Below are 18,538 nucleotides of genomic sequence, written 5' to 3' on the forward strand. Positions count from 1 at the left end.
TCAAGACACACGCACAGAAACGGACAGCCCAGTGGCCACACCCAATTACGGTTACGAGAAACGCCAGAAAGAGCTGGCCAAAAAGCGCAAGAAGGAAGAAAAACTCAAGCGCAAGGCCGAGGGCAAGCCCGACGACGGCCAGCCCGACACCGACGGCCAGGACGGTGAGGCGCCCGCCGAGGGCACGCCGCCCGGCGACCTGCCGCCAGCGGCCTGAACCTCCGGCCTCAGGCCGCCTCGGCCTGCAGGATGGTCTGGGCCAGTGCGGCCATCGCGGCAGCCGACCGGTCTGCCGCCAGCAGCGGCATCGCCTGCGGGTAGGCGCTGAAGTTGCGCTGCATCGACGCCAGATAGCCCGGGTCGTAGTGGGTCAGCAGCAGGTCGCGCACCACCGCCTCGGTGCGGCCGGCGGCCACCTGGTCTTTCCAGGCCTGCACCACCGCCTTGCCACGCAGCATGGTCAGCGCGTCCAGCCGCTCGCAGAACATCGCCCCGTCCCGGGCAAAAAACGCATAGTCTTCCATCAGCAGGGCCACCCGCTCGTCGTCGGCGAGCTGCAGGTCCAGGCAGGGGCTGGCGCGCATCGCCGCCATCAAGGCGTCGGGCACGGCCAAGTTGCCCACCTTCTTGCTTTCGCTCTCCACATAGACCGGCCGGCTGGCATCGAAGCGGCGCAGCGCGTCCCAGACCAGGGTGTCAAAGCGCTTTTGGCTGGGCTGGGGCTGGCCGGGGATCAGGCCCAGCACCGAGCTGCGGTGGCTGGCCAGGGCCTCCAGGTCCAGCACCTGGGCGCCCGCCTGCGCCAGCGCGCCCAGCAGCCGGGTTTTGCCCGAGCCGGTGGGGCCACACACCACCCGGTAGTGCAGGCGCGTGGCCTGAGCCGGCAGGTCGGCCAGCACCGCGGTGCGAAAGGCCTTGTAGCCGCCCTCGATCACCGTCACCCGAAAGCCGATCTGCGACAGCACCAGCGCCAGCGAACCGCTGCGTTTGCCGCCGCGCCAGCAGTAAAGCAGCGGCTGCCAGTTCTTGGGCGTGTGGAGCAGCTCGCGCTCGATGTGGCCGGCGATGTTGCGCGCCACCAGGGCGGCGCCGCGCTTCTGCGCCTCGAAGGGGTTGACCTGTTTGTAGAGGGTGCCGATGAGCTTGCGCTCCTCGTTGTTCAGCGAGGGCCAGTTCACCGCGTCGGGCAGGTGGTCTTCGGCATATTCGCCTTCGCTGCGCGCGTCGACGATGGTGCTGAAGCTGCCCAGGCGGGCCAGGGCCTGCTCGGCCGGGATGTGTTGCAAATTCATTTGAATTGGGCCCGCAGCGCGGGCCAGACGTTGGCCAGCATCTGCGGCTGGGCGCCTTCGTTGGGGTGGATGCGGTCGGCCTGGAAATGGCGCGCGGCGTCGGGTGTGTCGGCAATGCCCTTCAGAAAAAACGGCAGCAGCGCGGCTTTTTGCGCCTTGGCCACCTCGGCGAACAGGCCGGTGAACTGGCGGTTGTAGTCGGCCCCATAGTTGGGCGGCACCGCCATGCCCAGCAGCAGCACCTGGGCGCCGGCGGCCTGGGCGGCCCGGGTCATCTGCAGCAGGTTGTCGCGCGTCATGGCCAGCGGCAGGCCGCGCAACGCGTCGTTGCCACCGAGCTCGATCACCACATGGCTGGGCCGGTGCTGCGTCAGCAGCGCGGGCAGGCGGCTGCGACCGCCCGAGGTGGTGTCGCCGCTGATGCTGGCATTGACCACCGTGGCGCCAGGCTGCTCGCGGGCCAGCCGCTCCGCCAGTAGCGCCACCCAGCCGCTGCCACGGCGCAGGCCGTACTCGGCGCTCAGCGAGTCGCCCAGCACCAGCACCTTGGGCAGCGCCTTGGCGAAGCCGCCCGCCGGCAATAGCCCTGCCAGGGCCCAGCCGGCCGCGGCCACGATAAAGTGGCGTTTGTCTGCCTGCACCTTGTGGCCCGCACCCGCGGCGCCGGCGCTGGGCGCCACCTCATAGCGATTCATGTCTGACCCCATCATTTCCGTGGACCATGTGTTCAAGTCCGTCACCGATTCCACCGGCACGCTGGACATTTTGCGGGACATCGACTTCCAGCTGGCGCCGCGCGAGACGGCCGCCATTGTCGGTGCCTCGGGTTCGGGCAAAAGCACCTTGCTGTCCATCATCGCCGGTTTGGACACCCCCAGTCGGGGCACGGTGAAACTGGCCGGGCAAGACCTGTTTGCGCTGAGCGAAGACGGCCGCGCCGCGCTGCGGGCCCGGCAGCTGGGTTTTGTGTTTCAGAGCTTCCAGCTCATGGGCAGCCTGACGGCGCTGGAGAACGTGATGCTGCCGCTGGAGCTGTCCGGTCAGGTGCCTGGCGGGGTGAGCCCGCGCCGCGCTGCCACCGAGATGCTGGCCCGGGTGGGCCTGGCCGAACGGCTCAACCACTACCCCAAGGTGTTGAGCGGCGGCGAGCAGCAGCGGGTGGCGCTGGCCCGGGCCTTTGTGGTGCAGCCGGCGGTGCTGCTGGCCGACGAGCCCACCGGCAGCCTGGACTTTACCACCGGCGAGAAGGTGATGGACCTGATGTTTGCGCTGAACCGCGAGCTGGGCACGACGCTGGTGCTGGTGACCCACGACCGCGGCATTGCCAGCCAGTGCGCCCGCCGCATCACCATTGAGGCCGGCCGCGTGGTGGTCTGAGCCGCCTGCCTTCTTTGGCCAAAGGCCTTGCTCTGAATTCAGGAGCAACCAACCAGCCCCGATAATCGGGGTATGGCGTCACCCAAAATCCTGTTCGGTTTTCATGCGGTGGGCGTTCGGCTCAAAACCGCCCCCCACACCATCGTTGAGATCTATGTCGAGCCGACCCGGCGCGACGCCCGCATGCGGCAGTTTGTCGAGCGGGCCCAGGAGGCCGGTGTGCGGTTGATCGAGGCCGATGCGATGCGCATCGCCAAGCTCTGCGGCAGCCACGGCCACCAGGGTGTGGCCGCGCGGGTGGAGCCGCTGCCGCAAACCCATTCGCTGGACGACCTGCTGGACACGGTGCAGGGCCCGCCCTTGCTGCTGGTGCTGGACGGCGTGACCGACCCGCACAACCTGGGTGCCTGCCTGCGGGTGGCCGACGGGGCCGGCGCGCACGCGGTGATCGCGCCCAAAGACCATGCGGTGGGCGTCAACGCCACCGTGGCCAAGGTGGCCAGCGGCGCCGCGGAAACGGTCCCCTATTTCATGGTGACCAACCTGGCCCGCACGCTGGGCGAGCTGAAGGAGCGGTCCATCTGGTGCATAGGCACCAGCGGCGACGCGCCGCAAACCCTGTACCAGGCCGACCTGACCGTACCGCTGGCGCTGGTGCTGGGCGCCGAAGGCGACGGCATGCGCCAGCTGACCCGCAAGACCTGCGACAGCCTGATCTGCATCCCGATGCGCGGCGGCGTGGAAAGCCTCAACGTGTCGGTGGCCAGCGGCGTTTGTCTGTACGAGGCCTTGCGGCAGCGGGGCTGAGCAAGACGTTTGGGAAAGCAAAAAAGAAAAAGGCCTCGAATGAGGCCTTTTTCAATGCGGAATTGCCTGTCAGAAAACGAAGTCGCTGGCCTGCAAAGTGACGTTGCCGGTGAGCTGGATCTGGAACTCGGCCGTGCCAACGACGCCATCGGTGTCTGCCTGCACGATGGTCTGGTTGGTGCCTGCGTCGTAGAACCAGATCGTGCCATGGCTGGTCAAGGTGGTGCCATTGGTGAGCGAGTTCGTCAGGCCCAGAGCGTCCAGGTCGATCACGTCGTGGTTCACGCCCACAGCGGCGGTCGACTGGAAGTCGGAGATGGTGTCACCGGTGTCCGAGGTGCTGAGGAAGCGGAAGGTGTCTTTGGCATCATCGGCTCCACCGCCGCTCAAAATGTCCGCGCCATAGCCACCAATGATGGTGTCGAGACCGCCGTTACCGTTGATAGTGTCGTTGCCAGAGCCGCCATAGATAAGATCGTCGTCTTGGTTGCCCGCGATGGTGTCATTACCGGAACCGCCATAAATCACGTCGGTTTGCGTGTTGCCCTCAATAGAATCGGCACCAGCACCACCATAAATGGTGTCAATTCCCTGGCCGCCGTAAAGCGTGTCGTTACCGCCAAAGCCGTAAATGGTGTCACCCCCACTCTTACCGTCGATGGTGTCAGCGTTGTTGCTGCCGTAAAGGATTTGATCAGCTGACGAGCCCGTGATGTTCTGGGCGTCAGCTTTGATGTTGACGTTATTGACGCCAGCACCTTCTGTGTCTTTGTCGTTCACATCAGCGGCATTGACCACTGCTGGTGCGGGTGCTGCGCCATCTGCAGCGCCATTGATGGTTACGGTGATGGTTTCGGTGGCCGTGCCATCGAACGACTTCACAACCAGCTGGTCCGTGACATGGTCGGTTGCGCCCAGCGCCTGCACGTTGGCGGCTGCGTTGTTCAGCGTGTAGCCCCAGGCGCCGGTGCTCTCATTGAAAGTGAAGCTGCCATACGTCCCTTGCAGGGCGGCTGTGGCCACCGTCTGGAACTTTGCCTGGCCATCGTCCACGTCGCTGGCGGTCAGGGTGCCGCTGGCGATGAGTGTGGCGCTGTCTTCGGTGACGCTGCCGGTCTTGGTACCGGTGATGGATGCTTTGTCATTGACACCGGTGATGGTGACGACGACGGTCTCGGAGGCGGTGCCGTCCTTGCTGGTGACGGTGAAAGAGTCGGTGTCGGTGGCGCCGGCGGCCAGGTGCTGGGCGGCGGCGTTGTTGACGGTGTAAGACCAGTTGCCGTTGGCGTCAACGGTGTAGCTGCCTTTGGCAGACGTGCCGCTGGCGACGACCTGCGCAAAGGCTTGGCCGTCATCGACGTCGGACACGGTCAGGGTGCCGGTGGCCGCGGTGGTGTCGTCCTCGGTCAGGCTGCCGGCTTTGGTGCCGGAGATGGAGGCGGTGTCGTTGACACCGGTGATGGTGATGACGACGGTCTCGGAGGCGGTGCCATCCTTGCTGGTGACGGTGAAAGAGTCGGTGTCGGTGGCGCCGGCGGCCAGGTGCTGGGCGGCGGCGTTGTTGACGGTGTAAGACCAGTTGCCGTTGGCGTCGACGGTGTAGCTGCCTTTGGAGGACGAGTCGCTGTAGGCCTGTGCAAAGGCTTCGCCGTCATCGACGTCAGACACGGTCAGCGTGCCGGTGGCTGGCGCGATGCTTTCTTCGGTCAGATCGCCGGTGGTGGTGCCGGAGATGGATGCTTTGTCATTGACACCGGTGACGGTGATGGTGATGGTCTTGGCGTCCGAAATGCCGTTGTAGGCATCGGTGGCGGTGTAGTTCACCGTGACGACCTGCGTGGCGCCTGCAGCAAGGTGCTGGTAGGCCGCGTTGGTGGCGTCGATGGTGTAAACGCCCGAGGGCAGCAAGCTGAAGCCAGCGGGCACGGGGCCCACCGTGGCAAAGGTGAAAATCGAATCGCCCATATCGGCATCGGTCGCGCTCAGCTGTCCGGTCTGCATGGCGTCTTCCACCACGGAGACCGCCAGATTTTTAACCACAGGCTTGTCGTTTTCACCCACGATGGTGACGGTCACAGCGGCCTTGCTCAGAGTGCCGTTGGCCAGGCGGATGGTGTAGAACACCGTGTCGGTGAAGGTCTCGCCTTGGTACAGCGAGTCGATGGTCCGGCCAGCGCCGATGCTGTTGAGCTGGTAGCTGATGGTCGAGTCGGCATTGATGCGAACGCCGTTGCCGTTGGCGCCGTATTCCCACACATTCACCTTGTCGCTGTTCTTCAGCGCGTCCCAGGTTTCGGCGTCGGCGTCAACGGACCACAGCTTCTTGGCATTGCCACCCAAATCGTTGCTCAACACGTCCAGCGTGATGATGCTTCCCAGCGAGACCAGGCTCTCGGTGAGCGTTTTGTAGTCGTCGGTTGCTTGGGGGGTGTTGTTGAATGACGTCGAATTGGTTGCCATGGAAGCCTTCGTGGTGTGTTGCGTTTTAACCAGGGTGGTCGCGAATTTCCTCAACCCGTGCGCGCAAATCCCTGCTTTTTTCACCAGTGCCTTGTGGTCCGTTCAAACCCCTGCTCAGGCTTTGAAAGAGCCACCTGACCCTGATGGTTGTTAAATGTAACTTATGTATCTGTACGGCCAGGGTACTCGGATATTCAACTTAAGTATTAATTGGTGAAATCCGAGGCTTTGCCGCGCGGCTTTCGGTATGGTCTGGCCGGGGGGCTGTTGCATCAGCCCAACGTCAGACCAGCCCAAACCACCCCAACCCCGCCCCCACCGCCAGCAGCCACAGCAGGTGCAGCCGGGTCTTCCACACCAAAACGGTGATGACGGCGGTGAGCAGCCACAGCGGCCAGTCTTGCGCCGGGTTGCCGTGGGCGCGTGACAGCACCCAGCCGGCCGACAGCAGCAGGCCGATGACGATGGGTGCCAGGCCTTGCTTGAAGGCCCGCACCGCGCGCCGCTCGCGGTTGCGGTGGCCCCACTGGGCAGCCAAATAGGTCAGCGTGGTGCTGGGCAGCAAAATGCCAAGCATGGTCAGGGCCACGCCCAGCAGGCCGAGGCCCAGGCCGCCGGCGTTCAGACCCACATGCCAGCCCATCAGCGCCACAAACAGCACATTGGGCCCGGGCGCGGCCTGGGCGATGGCAATCGACGCGTTGAACTGGGCGTCGCTCATCCAGTGCTGCTGGTCGACCAGAAAGCGGTGCATGTCGGGTGCGGTGGTGATGGCGCCGCCGATCGACAGCAAGGAGAGCGACAGAAAGTGCAGGAAGAACTGCAGCCAGTCGGCGGCGTCGAGCAGCACCGTCATGGCGCCAGCTTTCGCCAGGCCAGGCCGAAGGCCACTGCACCCAGCACCGGCAGCACCCAGCCCAGCGGCCAGCGCAGCGCCCCGATGGCCACAAAGCCCAGCACCGCCAGCACCCCACAGGGCCACAGGCCCATGACGTTGGTTTTCAGCGTGGGGGCCAGTTTCAGGCCGGTGGCGGCGATCAGGCCGGCCGCCACCGCGCCCATGCCGCGCAGCGCGCCGGCCAGTTGCGGATGGTCGGCCCAGTGCGCATAGACAGCCGCCAGCCCCAGCACGATGACCAGCGGAAACGTCAGCATGCCGGCCAGTGCGGCCAGCGCGCCGGGCAGGCCGAAGCTGCGGCCGCCGATCATCAGCGACAGGTTCACCACGTTGGGCCCGGGCATGATTTGCGCCACCGCCCATTCCTCGACGAACTCCTCCCGCGTCAGCCACTGCTTTTTCTCCACCATCTCGCGCTGCACCACCGCCAGCACCCCGCCAAAGCCCTGCAGGGCCAGCCAGGTGAAGGACCAGAACAGGTCGCTCAGCGAAGCGGGGCCAGGTTTGGCAGGGGGCGGGGAGGGGGTGTTGGCGGCGGGGGCGGGCATGGCGGAATTATCGGCCGCACCCCCTGTGGGCCGCTGCCACCCAGGTGTCAAACCAGGGTGTCAGAGTGGGCTGGCCTGGTCCAACACCTCGGCCAGGCCGCGGTGGGCCACCAGGGCCTCGACCCTGTCCATCCAGCGCAGCAGTTCGCTGGGGTAGTCCTCGCCGGGTTCCAGGTGCCAACGGCGCCGGGTTTGCCGCGCCAGGGCCCGCAGCTGCCAGGCGGTTTCACCAGCCAACAGGGTCAGCTCGCAGCGCAGCCGGTTGTCCAGCGGGTCGCTGCCCAGCAGGCTCAGCTGCTCGGGTGCCACACCCACGGCCACCAGGGCCCGGCGCAGCTGGGCCACCTGAGAGGCCAGCTGTTCCAGCCCGGTACGCCGGGGCACCGGCAGGCGGTCCCAGTCGCTCAGGCCACGGGGCCAGGCGTCCAGCATCTGGTCGAGGTCCATCAGCCGGGCCACCGGGTCGTCCAGCATGGACATCGGCGAGTTGCCCAACACATCGGTCTCGGGCTTGAGCAAGCGCATCAGCCGCACCACAAGCAGGTTGTCGTAGCGGTGCAAATTCATCCGCAGAATGACCGACAGCCGCAGCTCGGGCACCTCGCGGCCGGGCGAGAACATCGATGACACCACCTCGGCCAGCGACAGGATGCGGCCCAGGTCGCTGATGGCGTTGCCGGTCAGGTGCTGGGGGTAGCCCGAGCCGTCCAGGCATTCATGGTGTTCCAGAATGGCCCGGCCGACCTCGCGCGGGTAGTCGGCATGGCGGTTCACCAGCGCCTGCGTCAGCAACGGATGGGCGTAGAGCTGGCGCCGCTGTTCGGCGTCGAGCTGGCGCTCTGGCTGCATCAGCACCGGGTCCAGGTAGAGCATGCCGATGTCGTGCAGCAGGCCGGCGGCGGCGGCGGCCGTCAGGTCCACCGTGGGCCGCTTGGGCGCCCAGGCCAGCCAGATGGCGGTGAGCGCGGTGCGCACCGCGTGGTTGAACAGCTCGGGCTGAACCGCCTGGGCCAGCGTCAGGTGGAAGGCCACCGGCGGCGGCAGCGGCACATGGGCCAGGGTTTCGAGCAGCACCTCGCGCACGCCCTCAACGTCGGCCATGCGGCGGAAGAAAGGCAGGCCGGACAAGGCCTCATCGGCCGCCGCCCGCAGGCTGCGGCCGGTGACGGTGGGCGGGCTGATCAGGCAGTCTTCCAGCGGCGCCGACAGCTGGTGCTGCATCAGCCGGTGGTAGACCTCGGTGTCGATGTAGGCCGCCTGGTCCAGCAGCTTGACGCCCTGGGTGTTGAAGATGGACTTGGACGCCATCACCGCCCGTTGTGCGCCGAGTTGGGTCAGCGCCGCCTGGATGTGGCGGGTGTCGGCAAACAACGGTTCAATCAAGGTGTCCATCGGGCGCAGCAAAAGGGCATGGCCACCCGGCTGGGCGTCCATCGCAAACAGTTTAGCCCTGCACCGCGCGGCTGGCGCTGCGCGGGGTGAATTTGGGTGTTTTTGCCACACCCCGGTGGCGGGTGGTGTGGCTGGAAAACCATCAGACCGTCATGCCGCCGGCCACCTCGATCACCGCGCCGGTGATGTAGCTGGCCTCGTCGCTGGCCAGGAAGGCGTAGGTGTTGGCGATTTCCTCGGGCAGGCCCAGGCGGCGCAGCGGCACGCGGCTGGCCATTTCTTCCAGCACCTTGTTGGGCACGGTGGACAAGATGGGCGTGGTGACGAAACCCGGCGCCACCGCATTCACCCGCACGCCCTTGGGGCCCAGCTCGCGGCTCCAGGTTTTGGTGAAACCGATCACGCCGAACTTGGTGGCGGCGTAGTTGGTCTGGCCGAAGTTGCCGTAGATGCCGACCACCGAGCTGGCGTTGAGGATCACGCCGCTGCCCTGGACGGCCATGGTGTCCACCACCGCCTGGGCGCAGTGGAAGACGCCGCGCAGGTTGACGTCGATGACGCGGTCGAACTGCTCGAAGGTCATCTTCTGCAGCCGCGCGTCCATGGTGATGCCGGCGTTGTTGACCAGCACGTCGATGCGACCGAACTGGGCCTTCACCGCCGCCACCATCGCGTCCACCATCTCGCGCTGCGTCACGTCGACCACAAAGCCCTCGGCGCTGGCGCCGGTGGCCCGGCATTGGGCCACGGCCTCGTCGACCGCGTTTTGCTTGACGTCGCAGACGATGACGATGCCGCCTTCGCGGGCGAACTTGAGCGCGGTGGCCAGGCCAATGCCCTGGGCGGCGCCGGTGATGATGCTGACTTTGCCGGCCAGGCGGCCGTGGCTGGGAGAACGGTGGTTGGACATGGGATGAGGGGTGAGGTCGTAGGGGTGCTGGGCAAAGCCCGGGCGCAGTGTAGCCAGCCCCGCCCCACGGCAGGCTGACGGCCGGGGGCAGACCGGCGCACTGCGCGCTGGCGCGGTTCAGTACACCGGCTGGTGGGCCTTGAGCGTGGCAACCACCGCCGCATCCAGCGCGAAGCCGGGGCCGTGGGCAGCGGCCAGCTCGGCCGCACGGGCGGCGAAGGCGTCCACCCCCATGCCGTAGACGAACTGCAGCGCGCCCCCGGTCCAGGCTGGGAAGCCGATGCCGAAGATGGAGCCGATGTTGCCGTCGTGCACCGTGGTCAGTACACCTTCGTGCAGGCAGCGGGCGGTTTCCACCGCCTGGCGGTAGAGCAGCCGGTCTTTCAATTCGTCCAGGTCCCAGGCCAGGCCAGGTTTTTCAAACAAGGCCTTGAGCTGCGGCCACAGGGTTTTCTTGCCGCCGGCCGGGTAGTCGTAAAAACCGCCGCCTGCGGCGCGGCCCGGGCGCTGCAGCTCCTTCACCATGCGCTCCACCAGCCGCTCGCCGGGCGTGGCCTGGTAGCCGGGCAGGTCGGCCCGGGTCTGGTCCAGCACATGCACGCTCAAACTCAGCGCGGTTTCGTCCAGCACCGCCAGCGGGCCCACGGGCATGCCGGCCAGCACGCCAGCGCTTTCGATCACCGGCGCCGGGATGCCTTCGCCCAGCATGGCCGCGCCTTCCATCACAAAGGTGCCAAAGGTGCGGCTGGTGTAGAAGCCTCGCGCGTCGTTCACCACAATCGGGATCTTGCCCAGCGATTGCACATAGTCGAAGGCGCGGGCCACGGTCTCGTCGTCGGTCTGTGGGCCGCGGATGATTTCCACCAGCTTCATCTTGTCCACCGGGCTGAAGAAGTGGATGCCGATGAATTTGTCTGGCCGGGCGCTGGCCTGGGCCAGGCCGCCGATGGGCAGCGTGGAGGTGTTGCTGGCGAAGAAGCCGCCGGGCGCCAGCTGCGGCTCGGCCTCCTGCGTGACCTTGGCCTTGAGCTCGCGGTTTTCAAACACCGCCTCGATGATCAGCTCGCAGCCCTGCAGGTCGGCCGCCTGGTCGGTGGCGGTGATGCGGTCGAGCAGGGCCTTCTGGTCGTGCGGGCTCAGCTTGCCCTTGTCCACCCGCGGCTGGGTGAGCTTGACGCTGTAGGCCTTGCCGGCCTCGGCCTTCTCGGCGCTGACGTCCTTCAGCACGGTGGCCATGCCCTTGCTGGCCTGCACATAGGCGATGCCGGCGCCCATCATGCCGGCGCCCAGAATGCCGACCCGGGTGGGCTTGAAGCGTGGCACGCCGGCCGGCCGGCTCTGGCCGCTTTTGATGGCGTTCATGTTGAAGAAAAAGGTGTTGACCATGGCGCGCGCGTTGCGGCCCGTCATCAGCCGGGCCAGGTGGCGGCTCTCGATGCGCAGCGCGGTGTCCAGGTCCACCGACGCGCCTTCGGCCATGCAGGCCATGATGGCCTCGGGCGCGGGGTAGAGGCCGCGGGTCTGCTTGCGCAGCATGGCTGGCGCCACGGTCAGCATGCCGGCCACCTTGGGGTTGGCCGGTGTGCCACCGGGGATCTTGTAATCCTTGGCGTCCCAGGGGTGCTGCGACACCGGATGGGCGGCGATGAAGGCCAGGGCCTGCGTGCGCAGCGCGGCGGCGTCGGCCACCAGTTCGTGCACCAGGCCCAGTTCCAGCGCCTGGCGCGGGTTGAACAGCTTGCCTTCCACCAAGTAGGGCTGTGCACCCATCAGCCCCAGGTGGCGGACCATCTTGGTCACGCCGCTGGCGCCGGGCAGCAGGCCCAGCGTGACCTCGGGCAGGCCCAGCTGGGTTTTGGGGTGGTCGATGGCGATGCGGTGGTGGCCCACCAGCGCCACCTCCCAGCCGCCGCCCAGGGCGCTGCCGTTGATACAGCTCACCACCGGCTTGCCCAGGGTTTCCAGCGTGCGGAAGTTGCGCTTGAGCTGCTCCACCTCGGCATAGGCTTTGGGCGCGTCGGCCTCGGTGAGCCGCATCAGCGCCTTCAGGTCGGCGCCGGCGAAGAAGCTGTCCTTGGCCGAGGCCAGCACGATGCCCTGGATGGCGTCCTTGTCTTTCAGCACCTGGGCGGTGACCTCGGTCAGGTCGTGCTGCCACTGCAAACACATGGTGTTGACCGGCGAGCCCGGCTCGTCAAAGGTGAGGGTGGCGATGCCGTCTTGCAGTTCGTAGCGGATGGTGTTCATGGCGGTCAGCAAGGGAAGGGATTAGGGACGGGTGGGGGCGTTGTCCGGGCAGGGGCCGGCGCGCACCATGGACAGCTGGGCCACATGCGTGGTGCGGCCCTGGCTGACCCGTTCGATGGTGTTTTCAAGGTGGGTGGGCGACATCCAGGTCCAGGCGCTGCGGCGCAGCTCGACCTGGCCCTGGGCGTTGGTGCAACGCAACTCGCGCACCTGGGCCTTGCCGCGCTGGCGCAGACCGGCATCGGTGCAGCCGTCACCGGGCGCGGGCCGGGCGGCCAGCACCTCGTTCAAGTGGTCGGCCTTGACGCAGGTCCGGTGCAGAAAGGGCTGTTCGCCGGCCTTCACCGTCATCACCTCCCATTGACCGGGCTCGATGGCCGGCAGGGCCAGCGCTGACACCGGCAGGGCGGCCGCCAGCAGCCAGGCGAAGCGGGCGCTGCGCATCAGAGCCGCTCAACGATGGTGGCAATGCCCATGCCACCGCCCACACACAGCGTGGCCAGGCCGTAGCGCAGCTGGCGGCGGTGCAACTCGTCGATCAAGGTGTTGAGGATCATCGCGCCGGTGGCGCCCAGCGGGTGGCCCATGGCGATGGCGCCGCCGTTGACGTTGACCTTGTCGTGCGGCACGTTCAGCTCCTTCATGAAGCGCATGGGCACGGCGGCAAAGGCCTCGTTGACCTCGAACAGGTCGATCTGGTCTATGGTCAGCCCGGCCTTGGCCAGCGCCTTGCGGGTGGCCGGCATCGGACCGGTCAGCATGATGGTGGGGTCGGCGCCGCTGACCGCGGTGGCCAGGATGCGGGCCCGGGGGGTGAGGCCATGGGTTTTGCCGGCGGCTTCCGAGCCGATCAGCATCGCGGCCGCGCCGTCGACGATGCCGGACGAATTGCCGGCATGGTGCACATGGTGGATGCGTTCCACCTGCGGGTAACGCGACAGCGCCACCGCGTCAAAGCCCATCGCGCCCATTTGCTCGAACGAGGCCTTCAGCGAGCCCAGGCCTTCCAACGTGGTGTGGGGTTTGATGAACTCGTCGGTGTCCAGAATGGTCTGGCCCAGGAAGTCTTTCACCGGCACCACCGAGCCGGCAAAGTAGCCGCCCTCGCGGGCGCGGGCGGCGCGCTTCTGGCTTTCCATGGCGAAGGCGTCCACGTCTTCGCGGGAGTAGCCGTCAATGGTGGCGATCAGGTCCGCGCCTATGCCCTGTGGCACGAAGTTGGTGGCGCAGCTGGTTTCCGGGTCCTGGGCCCAGGCGCCGCCGTCGGCGCCCAGCGGCACCCGGCTCATGCTTTCCACCCCACCGGCCACCACCAGGTCTTCCCAGCCCGAACGCACTTTTTGCGCGGCCATGTTGACCGCCTCCAGGCCGGAGGCGCAGAAGCGGTTGAGCTGCACGCCGGCGCAGCGCACATCCCAGCCGGCCTTGAGTGCCGCCACCTTGGCGATCACCGCGCCCTGTTCACCCACCGGCGACACCACACCCATGACCACGTCGTCGACCTGGGCGGTGTCGAAATCGTTGCGGCGCCGCAGTTCGGTCAGCACGCCGGCCAGCAGGTTGACCGGCTTGACCTCGTGCAGGCTGCCGTCTTTTTTGCCTTTGCCACGCGGCGTGCGGATGGCGTCGAACACGAATGCTTCAGTCATGGAAGAGACTCCGGTGGCGGGGGGATGGACAGGAAGTGCAGTATATTCATTTCACCAAGCAAACGCTTGCCAAAAATAGTCCAGCAGGTGACACCATGATCGAACGCACGCTATTCAACGCCGACCACCAGGCCTTCCGCGACAGCTTCCGCCGCTTTGTGGAGAAGGAAATCACGCCCCACCACGAGGCCTGGGAAGACGACGGTTACGTCGACCGCGCGGTCTGGCACAAGGCCGGCGAGAACGGCTTTCTGTGCATGTCGCTGCCTGAGGCCTATGGCGGCTCGGGCGCCGACAAGCTGTACTCGGTGGTGCAGATGGAGGAACTGGCCCGCGCTGGCACCACCGGCATCGGCTACGGCCTGCACAGCGAGATCGTCGCGCCCTACATCCTGCATTACGGCACCGAGGCACAAAAAGCCCATTACCTGCCCAAGCTCGCCAGCGGCGAGATGGTGGGCGCGATTGCCATGAGCGAGCCGGCCGCCGGCAGCGACCTGCAGGGCGTCAAGACCACCGCCATCCAGCAGGCCGACGGCAGCTATGTGCTCAACGGCAGCAAGACCTTCATCACCAACGGCTGGCATGCCGACCTGGTGATCGTGGTCGCCAAGACCAACCCGGCCGCCGGCGCCAAGGGCACCAGTTTGTTCCTGGTGGAGCGCGGCACGCCAGGCTTCGAGAAAGGCCAGCGGCTGAAAAAGATGGGCATGAAGGCGCAGGACACCTCCGAGCTGTTCTTCAGCAACGTGAAGCTGCCGGCCAGCCAGCTGCTGGGCGGCGAGGCCTTCGAGAACAAGGGCTTCATCTGCCTGATGGAGCAGCTGCCCTGGGAGCGGCTGCAGATCGCCATCACCGCGGTGGCGGCGGCGCAGGCGGCGATCGACTGGACCGTGGCCTATGTGAAAGACCGCAAGGTCTTCGGCCAGCCGGTGGCCAACTTCCAGAACACCCGCTACACCCTGGCCGAGCTGCAGACCGAGGTGCAGGTGGCGCGCGTGTTCGTCGACAAATGCTGCGAGCTGGTTGTGTTGGACCAGCTCGACACCGCCACCGCCAGCATGGCCAAGTACTGGACCACCGACCTGCAGTGCAAGGTGATGGACGAATGTGTGCAGCTGCACGGCGGCTACGGCTACATGTGGGAATACCCCATCACCCGCGCCTACGCCGACGCCCGGGTGCAGCGCATCTACGGCGGCACCAACGAGATCATGAAAGAGGTAATCTCGCGCAGCATGGGCCTGGGCGGGCGCTGAGGCCGGGACATCGGTGCGGCGTGGGCCACGCAGCAGCCCCGATGCCACAATGGGCCGAACCCTTGGAGCGCCCATGCGATTGCTTTCTTTCCGCCATGCCGGTCACAGCTGTTGGCTGTGGTGCGGCTGAGCATGGCCTCTGCATTCAAGCCCTGGCTGCGCGAGGCCTGGCGGCTGGCCCGGCGGGGTGAATGGCGCCAAGCCGCGCGGGCCTTGCTGCAGGCCCTGGCGCGGCGGCCCTGGCCTGTTGAGCCGACACCGCCCGAGGTGCCGGCGCCAACGCCGGCTGCGCGCACGGCCATGCCCGACACCCTGGCCGCCATGGCGTCGCCAGCGGCTGCCGAGCCCGCGCCAGACCTGCAGCCCCCCCCGGCGCTGCCACCGGAGGCTGCGCCCGTTGCACGCCAGCGCGGCGATGGCCAGATCCTCAGCGCGGTGTTTGCCCACAAGCACGGCGAGATCGACTACCACTTGTTTGTGCCCGGCGGCTGGCAGGACCGGCCCCTGCCGCTGGTGCTGATGCTGCATGGCTGCACCCAGGACCCGGAAGACTTTGCCCGCGGCACCCGCATGAACGCCCTGGCGCAGGAGCAAGGCGTGCTGGTGCTGTACCCGGCGCAGGCCGGTTCGGCCAACCCGGCGCGCTGCTGGAACTGGTTTTCGCGCATGCACCAGAGGCGCGATATGGGCGAGCCGGCGCTGCTGGCGGCGCTGACCCAGAGCGTGCTGCAAAGCCATGGTGCTGACCCGCAGCGGGTCTATGTGGCCGGTCTGTCGGCCGGCGGTGCGATGGCCGTGGTGCTGGGCCAGACCTGGCCAGACCTGTTTGCCGCCATCGGCGTGCATTCGGGCCTGGCCTTTGGCGCGGCCAGCGATGTGATCGGTGCCATGGCCGTGATGCGCCATGGCCCACGCCAGGCTTCACCCCTGCCCGAGGCGTTGCCGCTGCCGGTGATTGTGTTTCACGGCGATGCCGACAGCACGGTGCACCCGGGTAACGGCGAGCAGGTGGTGGCCGCCGCGCTGGGCCAGGCCGAACCCAGCGAGGTGTTGGTGGGCGCGTCGGACCTGGGTCAGGGCTACACCCGCCGCATTTACGCCGACCCTGCCACTGGCCGGGCCGCCGAGCATTGGCTGCTGCATGGCGCCGGCCATGCCTGGGCGGGCGGCGATGCCGAGGGCAGCTTCACCGACCCCGCCGGCCCCGACGCCAGCCGCGAGATGCTGCGCTTCTTTCTCGACCATCCCCAACCGGCACGACACTGAGTCGGCCCACCGGTGGTAAATTGCCCGGGCGGCGGCGTGCCTGGCGATTCCCACCGGCCCCTCCCCCGTGTTGTTCCCTTGGAGACAAAACAATGACCCGATTCACAGCGATTCGCACCGCATTTGCCGCCGTTCTGCTCACCGCCCTGGCCGGCTGCATCGTGGTGCCGGTGAACACCAGCGCCAACTTTCTGGTGAACCTGTCGTCCGACCAGGAGGTGCCGCCGGTGGCCGGCTCGGCCAAAGGCACGCTGGACGCCAGCTACAACAAGCTGACCCGCGAACTGACCTGGACGCTGTCGTACAGCGGCCTGTCGGGCGAGCCCACCGCCGCGCATTTCCACGGCCCGGCCCGCGCCGGTGCCAACGCCGGTGTGGCGCTGGGCATCAGCGGCCCCATCACCAACCCGACCCAGGGCAAGGCCACGCTGACCGCCGAGCAGGCCTCCGACCTGATGGGTGGGCTGTGGTACGTGAACGTGCACACCGTGGCCAACCGCGGCGGTGAAATCCGCGGCCAGCTCAGCCCACGCTGAGCCTGAACCTGGCGCGATGGCGCTGAGAGGCTGGGGGGGGGGTTGAGGGGGGTGTCGGTCTGAGGTTTTTGCCGCAACCGACACCATTCTGGAGATCTTCCTACGGATCAGAATGGCGCCGGCTGCGACAAAACTGCAACGCCTGGGGCCTGGGCGTTGAAGTGCATTTGAAGCCGGATTGCCGGAAAATCGATGTGACTTTTTTGGCGCCCGCCCGCTCTTTGTGGGCCCGCTGTCGCCCCGCCCGCCGGCCGGGCCGCGCTGTCAGGCCGAGCGTTGCCAGACCAGGCAGCGGTTGTTGGCCGGCATGGCCACATCGTCCACCATCACCAGGCCTGCGGCCTGGGCCAGCGCATCCACTGCTTCCACATCACGCAGGCCGCGCCGCGGGTCGGCCTGGCGCAGGGCGGCGTCGAACGCGGCGTTGCCCGGGCTGGTGAACCGGCCGCCCCGGTTGAACGGGCCGTAGACCACCAGCCGACCGCCCGGGGCCAGCACCCGTGGCAATTCCCTGAACAGCCGCTGCACCTCGGGCCAGCCCATGATGTGCAAGGTGTTGGCGCTGAACACCGCGTCGTGCGCCACCGCGGGCAGGCCGGAAGCCACATCCAGCGCCCAGGGTTCCGGCGTGTTGGGCAGACCGGCCTCGGCCAGCCAGGCCCGGATGCCAGGCAGTTGGTCGGCCAGCTCGCTGCATTGCCAGACCCAGCGTGGCAGCGCGGCCGCCATGTGCACCGCGTGCTGGCCGGTGCCGCTGCCGATTTCCAGCAAACGCCGCGGCGCGGCGCCGGCCGGGCCCGGCGGCAGGTGCTGCTGCAGCACCGCCAGGATGGGGTCGCGGTTGCGCTCGGCGGCCGGCGCGAAGGGTTTGTCCATGGGGGCTGGCCTTCAGTCGCCGCTGTCTTGCAGCAGCCGGGCGCGGCGCAGTCGCCAGGCCTCGTCGGGCAGGTCGCTGCGGTACACGGCTTCCAGCGGGGTGCCGGTTTCCTGCAGCCGGGTGTCCAGCGCCACCCGGTTGTCGAACACAAAACATTCGCCGTCCCAGTCACGGTGGGCGTCGGGCATCTGGGCAAAGTAGTTCAGGATGCCGCCTTCCAGCTGGAAGACCGGCAGCCCCAGGTCCAGCATCCAGGCGCTGGTTTTTTCGCAGCGTATGCCACCGGTGCAGTACATCGCCACCTTCTGGCCACGTGCTTTCCAGTCGGCGATGTGGTCCCGCACGTAGGCGGGGAAGTCGCGGAAGTTGTTGACCTGCGGGTTGACCGCGTGACGGAAGCGGCCCAGCCGGAACTCGAAGCTGTTGCGGTTGTCGACCACCAGCACATCGGGGTCGGCGATCAGCGCGCGCCAGTCCTGCGGCGACACGTTGATGCCGGTCTGGCAGGTGGCGTCAATGCCGGCAATGCCCAGCGGCACGATCTCCGGCTTCACATGCACCTTGATGCGGTGAAACGGCGCGGTGGTGCAGGCGCTGCGTTTGAAGGGCATGGCGGCCAAGGCGCCGCCCAACAGCGGCTCGCTGGCCAGGGCCTGGCGGAAGGCGTCCAGCGCCTCGGCGCTGCCGGCCAGCATGCCGTTGACGCCTTCGCTGGCCACCAGCACGCTGCCGAGCAGCGGCGCGGTCAGTTCGCGCAGCCGCTGGGCCACGGCCTCGGGCTGGTCCAGCCGCACAAAGGCGTAGAAGGCGTCGTGCCACAGCAGGGGCGCGGCTTCGCTGGGCGGAACGGGGTGGGGCGACGGCGGCGGCATGGGCGGGCTGGATTATCCGCCCGGCGCTGGGGCCAGGGCAGGGGGATTCGGCGCTTTCAGGGCGTCAAACAGGGCAAAACCCTACAATCCGGGGATTCCCTGAGAGCCCACCTTGTCCCTTGCCACCCCGTCTTTGCCCGTCACCGGC

The 18,538-nt window shown here is 67.3% G+C and carries 18 protein-coding genes; 6 read left to right on the forward strand and 12 right to left on the reverse strand.

Annotated elements, in window-relative coordinates; translation table 11 throughout:
• Positions 1-31: 31 nt before the first annotated feature.
• Positions 32-217: a hypothetical protein gene (locus AC4BAR_RS09650; RefSeq protein ID WP_490627643.1), complete on the forward strand. Its 186-nt coding sequence runs from the start codon at positions 32-34 to the stop codon at positions 215-217.
• A gap of 10 nt (positions 218-227) precedes the next feature.
• On the opposite strand, the gene mnmH is transcribed toward AC4BAR_RS09650, so the two are convergent.
• Both mnmH and AC4BAR_RS09660 read right to left on the reverse strand, forming a co-directional pair.
• Positions 228-1,292: a tRNA 2-selenouridine(34) synthase MnmH gene (gene mnmH, locus AC4BAR_RS09655; RefSeq protein WP_490627644.1), complete on the reverse strand. Its 1,065-nt coding sequence runs from the start codon at positions 1,290-1,292 to the stop codon at positions 228-230.
• Complete coding sequence (locus AC4BAR_RS09660; protein WP_490627645.1) at positions 1,289-1,987, reverse strand: arylesterase; 699 nt, start codon at positions 1,985-1,987, stop codon at positions 1,289-1,291. The genes mnmH and AC4BAR_RS09660 overlap by 4 nt, the downstream gene beginning before the upstream one ends.
• On the opposite strand from AC4BAR_RS09660, the gene AC4BAR_RS09665 reads away from it, so the two are divergent.
• Together AC4BAR_RS09665 and rlmB are read left to right on the forward strand one after the other, a co-directional pair.
• The gene (locus tag AC4BAR_RS09665) at positions 1,986-2,669 is read left to right on the forward strand and encodes an ABC transporter ATP-binding protein (protein WP_490627646.1); all 684 of its coding nucleotides are present in this window, start codon (positions 1,986-1,988) and stop codon (positions 2,667-2,669) included. The two genes, AC4BAR_RS09660 and AC4BAR_RS09665, sit on opposite strands and share 2 nt — an antisense overlap.
• Before the next feature lie 72 nt (positions 2,670-2,741).
• On the forward strand, positions 2,742-3,476 hold the full coding sequence (gene rlmB / locus AC4BAR_RS09670) for a 23S rRNA (guanosine(2251)-2'-O)-methyltransferase RlmB (RefSeq protein ID WP_490627647.1): 735 nt from the start codon (positions 2,742-2,744) through the stop codon (positions 3,474-3,476).
• Positions 3,477-3,545: 69 nt separating this feature from the next.
• Here the strand turns inward: rlmB and AC4BAR_RS09675 are convergent, their stop codons facing one another.
• From AC4BAR_RS09675 to AC4BAR_RS09710, 8 genes are all read right to left on the reverse strand, one after another.
• Positions 3,546-6,020: a VCBS domain-containing protein gene (locus AC4BAR_RS09675; protein ID WP_490627648.1), complete on the reverse strand. Its 2,475-nt coding sequence runs from the start codon at positions 6,018-6,020 to the stop codon at positions 3,546-3,548.
• A 199-nt stretch (positions 6,021-6,219) separates the two neighbouring features.
• A complete protein-coding gene (locus AC4BAR_RS09680) occupies positions 6,220-6,792 on the reverse strand; it encodes a chromate transporter (RefSeq protein WP_490627649.1) in 573 nt (190 codons plus the stop codon).
• The gene (locus tag AC4BAR_RS09685; RefSeq protein ID WP_490627650.1) at positions 6,789-7,382 is read right to left on the reverse strand and encodes a chromate transporter; all 594 of its coding nucleotides are present in this window, start codon (positions 7,380-7,382) and stop codon (positions 6,789-6,791) included. The genes AC4BAR_RS09680 and AC4BAR_RS09685 overlap by 4 nt, the downstream gene beginning before the upstream one ends.
• A gap of 60 nt (positions 7,383-7,442) precedes the next feature.
• On the reverse strand, positions 7,443-8,816 hold the full coding sequence (locus tag AC4BAR_RS09690) for an HD-GYP domain-containing protein (protein ID WP_490627651.1): 1,374 nt from the start codon (positions 8,814-8,816) through the stop codon (positions 7,443-7,445).
• 100 nt (positions 8,817-8,916) lie between these two features.
• Entirely contained in the window at positions 8,917-9,684 is a 768-nt protein-coding gene (locus tag AC4BAR_RS09695) for a beta-ketoacyl-ACP reductase (protein ID WP_490627652.1), read from the reverse strand.
• Between the two features lie 117 nt (positions 9,685-9,801).
• Positions 9,802-11,931, reverse strand: coding sequence for a 3-hydroxyacyl-CoA dehydrogenase NAD-binding domain-containing protein (locus AC4BAR_RS09700; protein WP_490627653.1), 2,130 nt, complete (start codon positions 11,929-11,931; stop codon positions 9,802-9,804).
• 21 nt (positions 11,932-11,952) lie between these two features.
• Positions 11,953-12,375, reverse strand: coding sequence for a DUF3617 domain-containing protein (locus tag AC4BAR_RS09705; RefSeq protein ID WP_490627654.1), 423 nt, complete (start codon positions 12,373-12,375; stop codon positions 11,953-11,955).
• On the reverse strand, positions 12,375-13,580 hold the full coding sequence (locus AC4BAR_RS09710; protein ID WP_490627655.1) for an acetyl-CoA C-acetyltransferase: 1,206 nt from the start codon (positions 13,578-13,580) through the stop codon (positions 12,375-12,377). The genes AC4BAR_RS09705 and AC4BAR_RS09710 overlap by 1 nt, the downstream gene beginning before the upstream one ends.
• A gap of 95 nt (positions 13,581-13,675) precedes the next feature.
• Between AC4BAR_RS09710 and AC4BAR_RS09715 the strand changes: the two genes are divergently transcribed.
• The 3 genes from AC4BAR_RS09715 to AC4BAR_RS09725 all read left to right on the forward strand — a co-directional run bounded on the left by AC4BAR_RS09715 (position 13,676) and on the right by AC4BAR_RS09725 (position 16,641).
• The gene (locus AC4BAR_RS09715) at positions 13,676-14,839 is read left to right on the forward strand and encodes an acyl-CoA dehydrogenase family protein (protein ID WP_490627656.1); all 1,164 of its coding nucleotides are present in this window, start codon (positions 13,676-13,678) and stop codon (positions 14,837-14,839) included.
• Between the two features lie 132 nt (positions 14,840-14,971).
• On the forward strand, positions 14,972-16,105 hold the full coding sequence (locus AC4BAR_RS09720) for an extracellular catalytic domain type 1 short-chain-length polyhydroxyalkanoate depolymerase (protein WP_490627657.1): 1,134 nt from the start codon (positions 14,972-14,974) through the stop codon (positions 16,103-16,105).
• Positions 16,106-16,197: 92 nt separating this feature from the next.
• A complete protein-coding gene (locus AC4BAR_RS09725) occupies positions 16,198-16,641 on the forward strand; it encodes a CHRD domain-containing protein (RefSeq protein ID WP_490627658.1) in 444 nt (147 codons plus the stop codon).
• Between the two features lie 264 nt (positions 16,642-16,905).
• Here the strand turns inward: AC4BAR_RS09725 and AC4BAR_RS09730 are convergent, their stop codons facing one another.
• Positions 16,906-17,517 carry a DUF938 domain-containing protein gene (locus tag AC4BAR_RS09730; protein ID WP_490627659.1) on the reverse strand — a complete coding sequence of 204 codons (612 nt, stop codon included), beginning with the start codon at positions 17,515-17,517 and terminating at the stop codon, positions 16,906-16,908.
• Between the two features lie 12 nt (positions 17,518-17,529).
• The gene (trhO, locus tag AC4BAR_RS09735) at positions 17,530-18,390 is read right to left on the reverse strand and encodes an oxygen-dependent tRNA uridine(34) hydroxylase TrhO (protein WP_490627660.1); all 861 of its coding nucleotides are present in this window, start codon (positions 18,388-18,390) and stop codon (positions 17,530-17,532) included.
• Between the last annotated feature and the right edge of the window lie 148 nt (positions 18,391-18,538).

Source organism: Rhodoferax sp. SPJ4 (assembly GCF_058216275.1).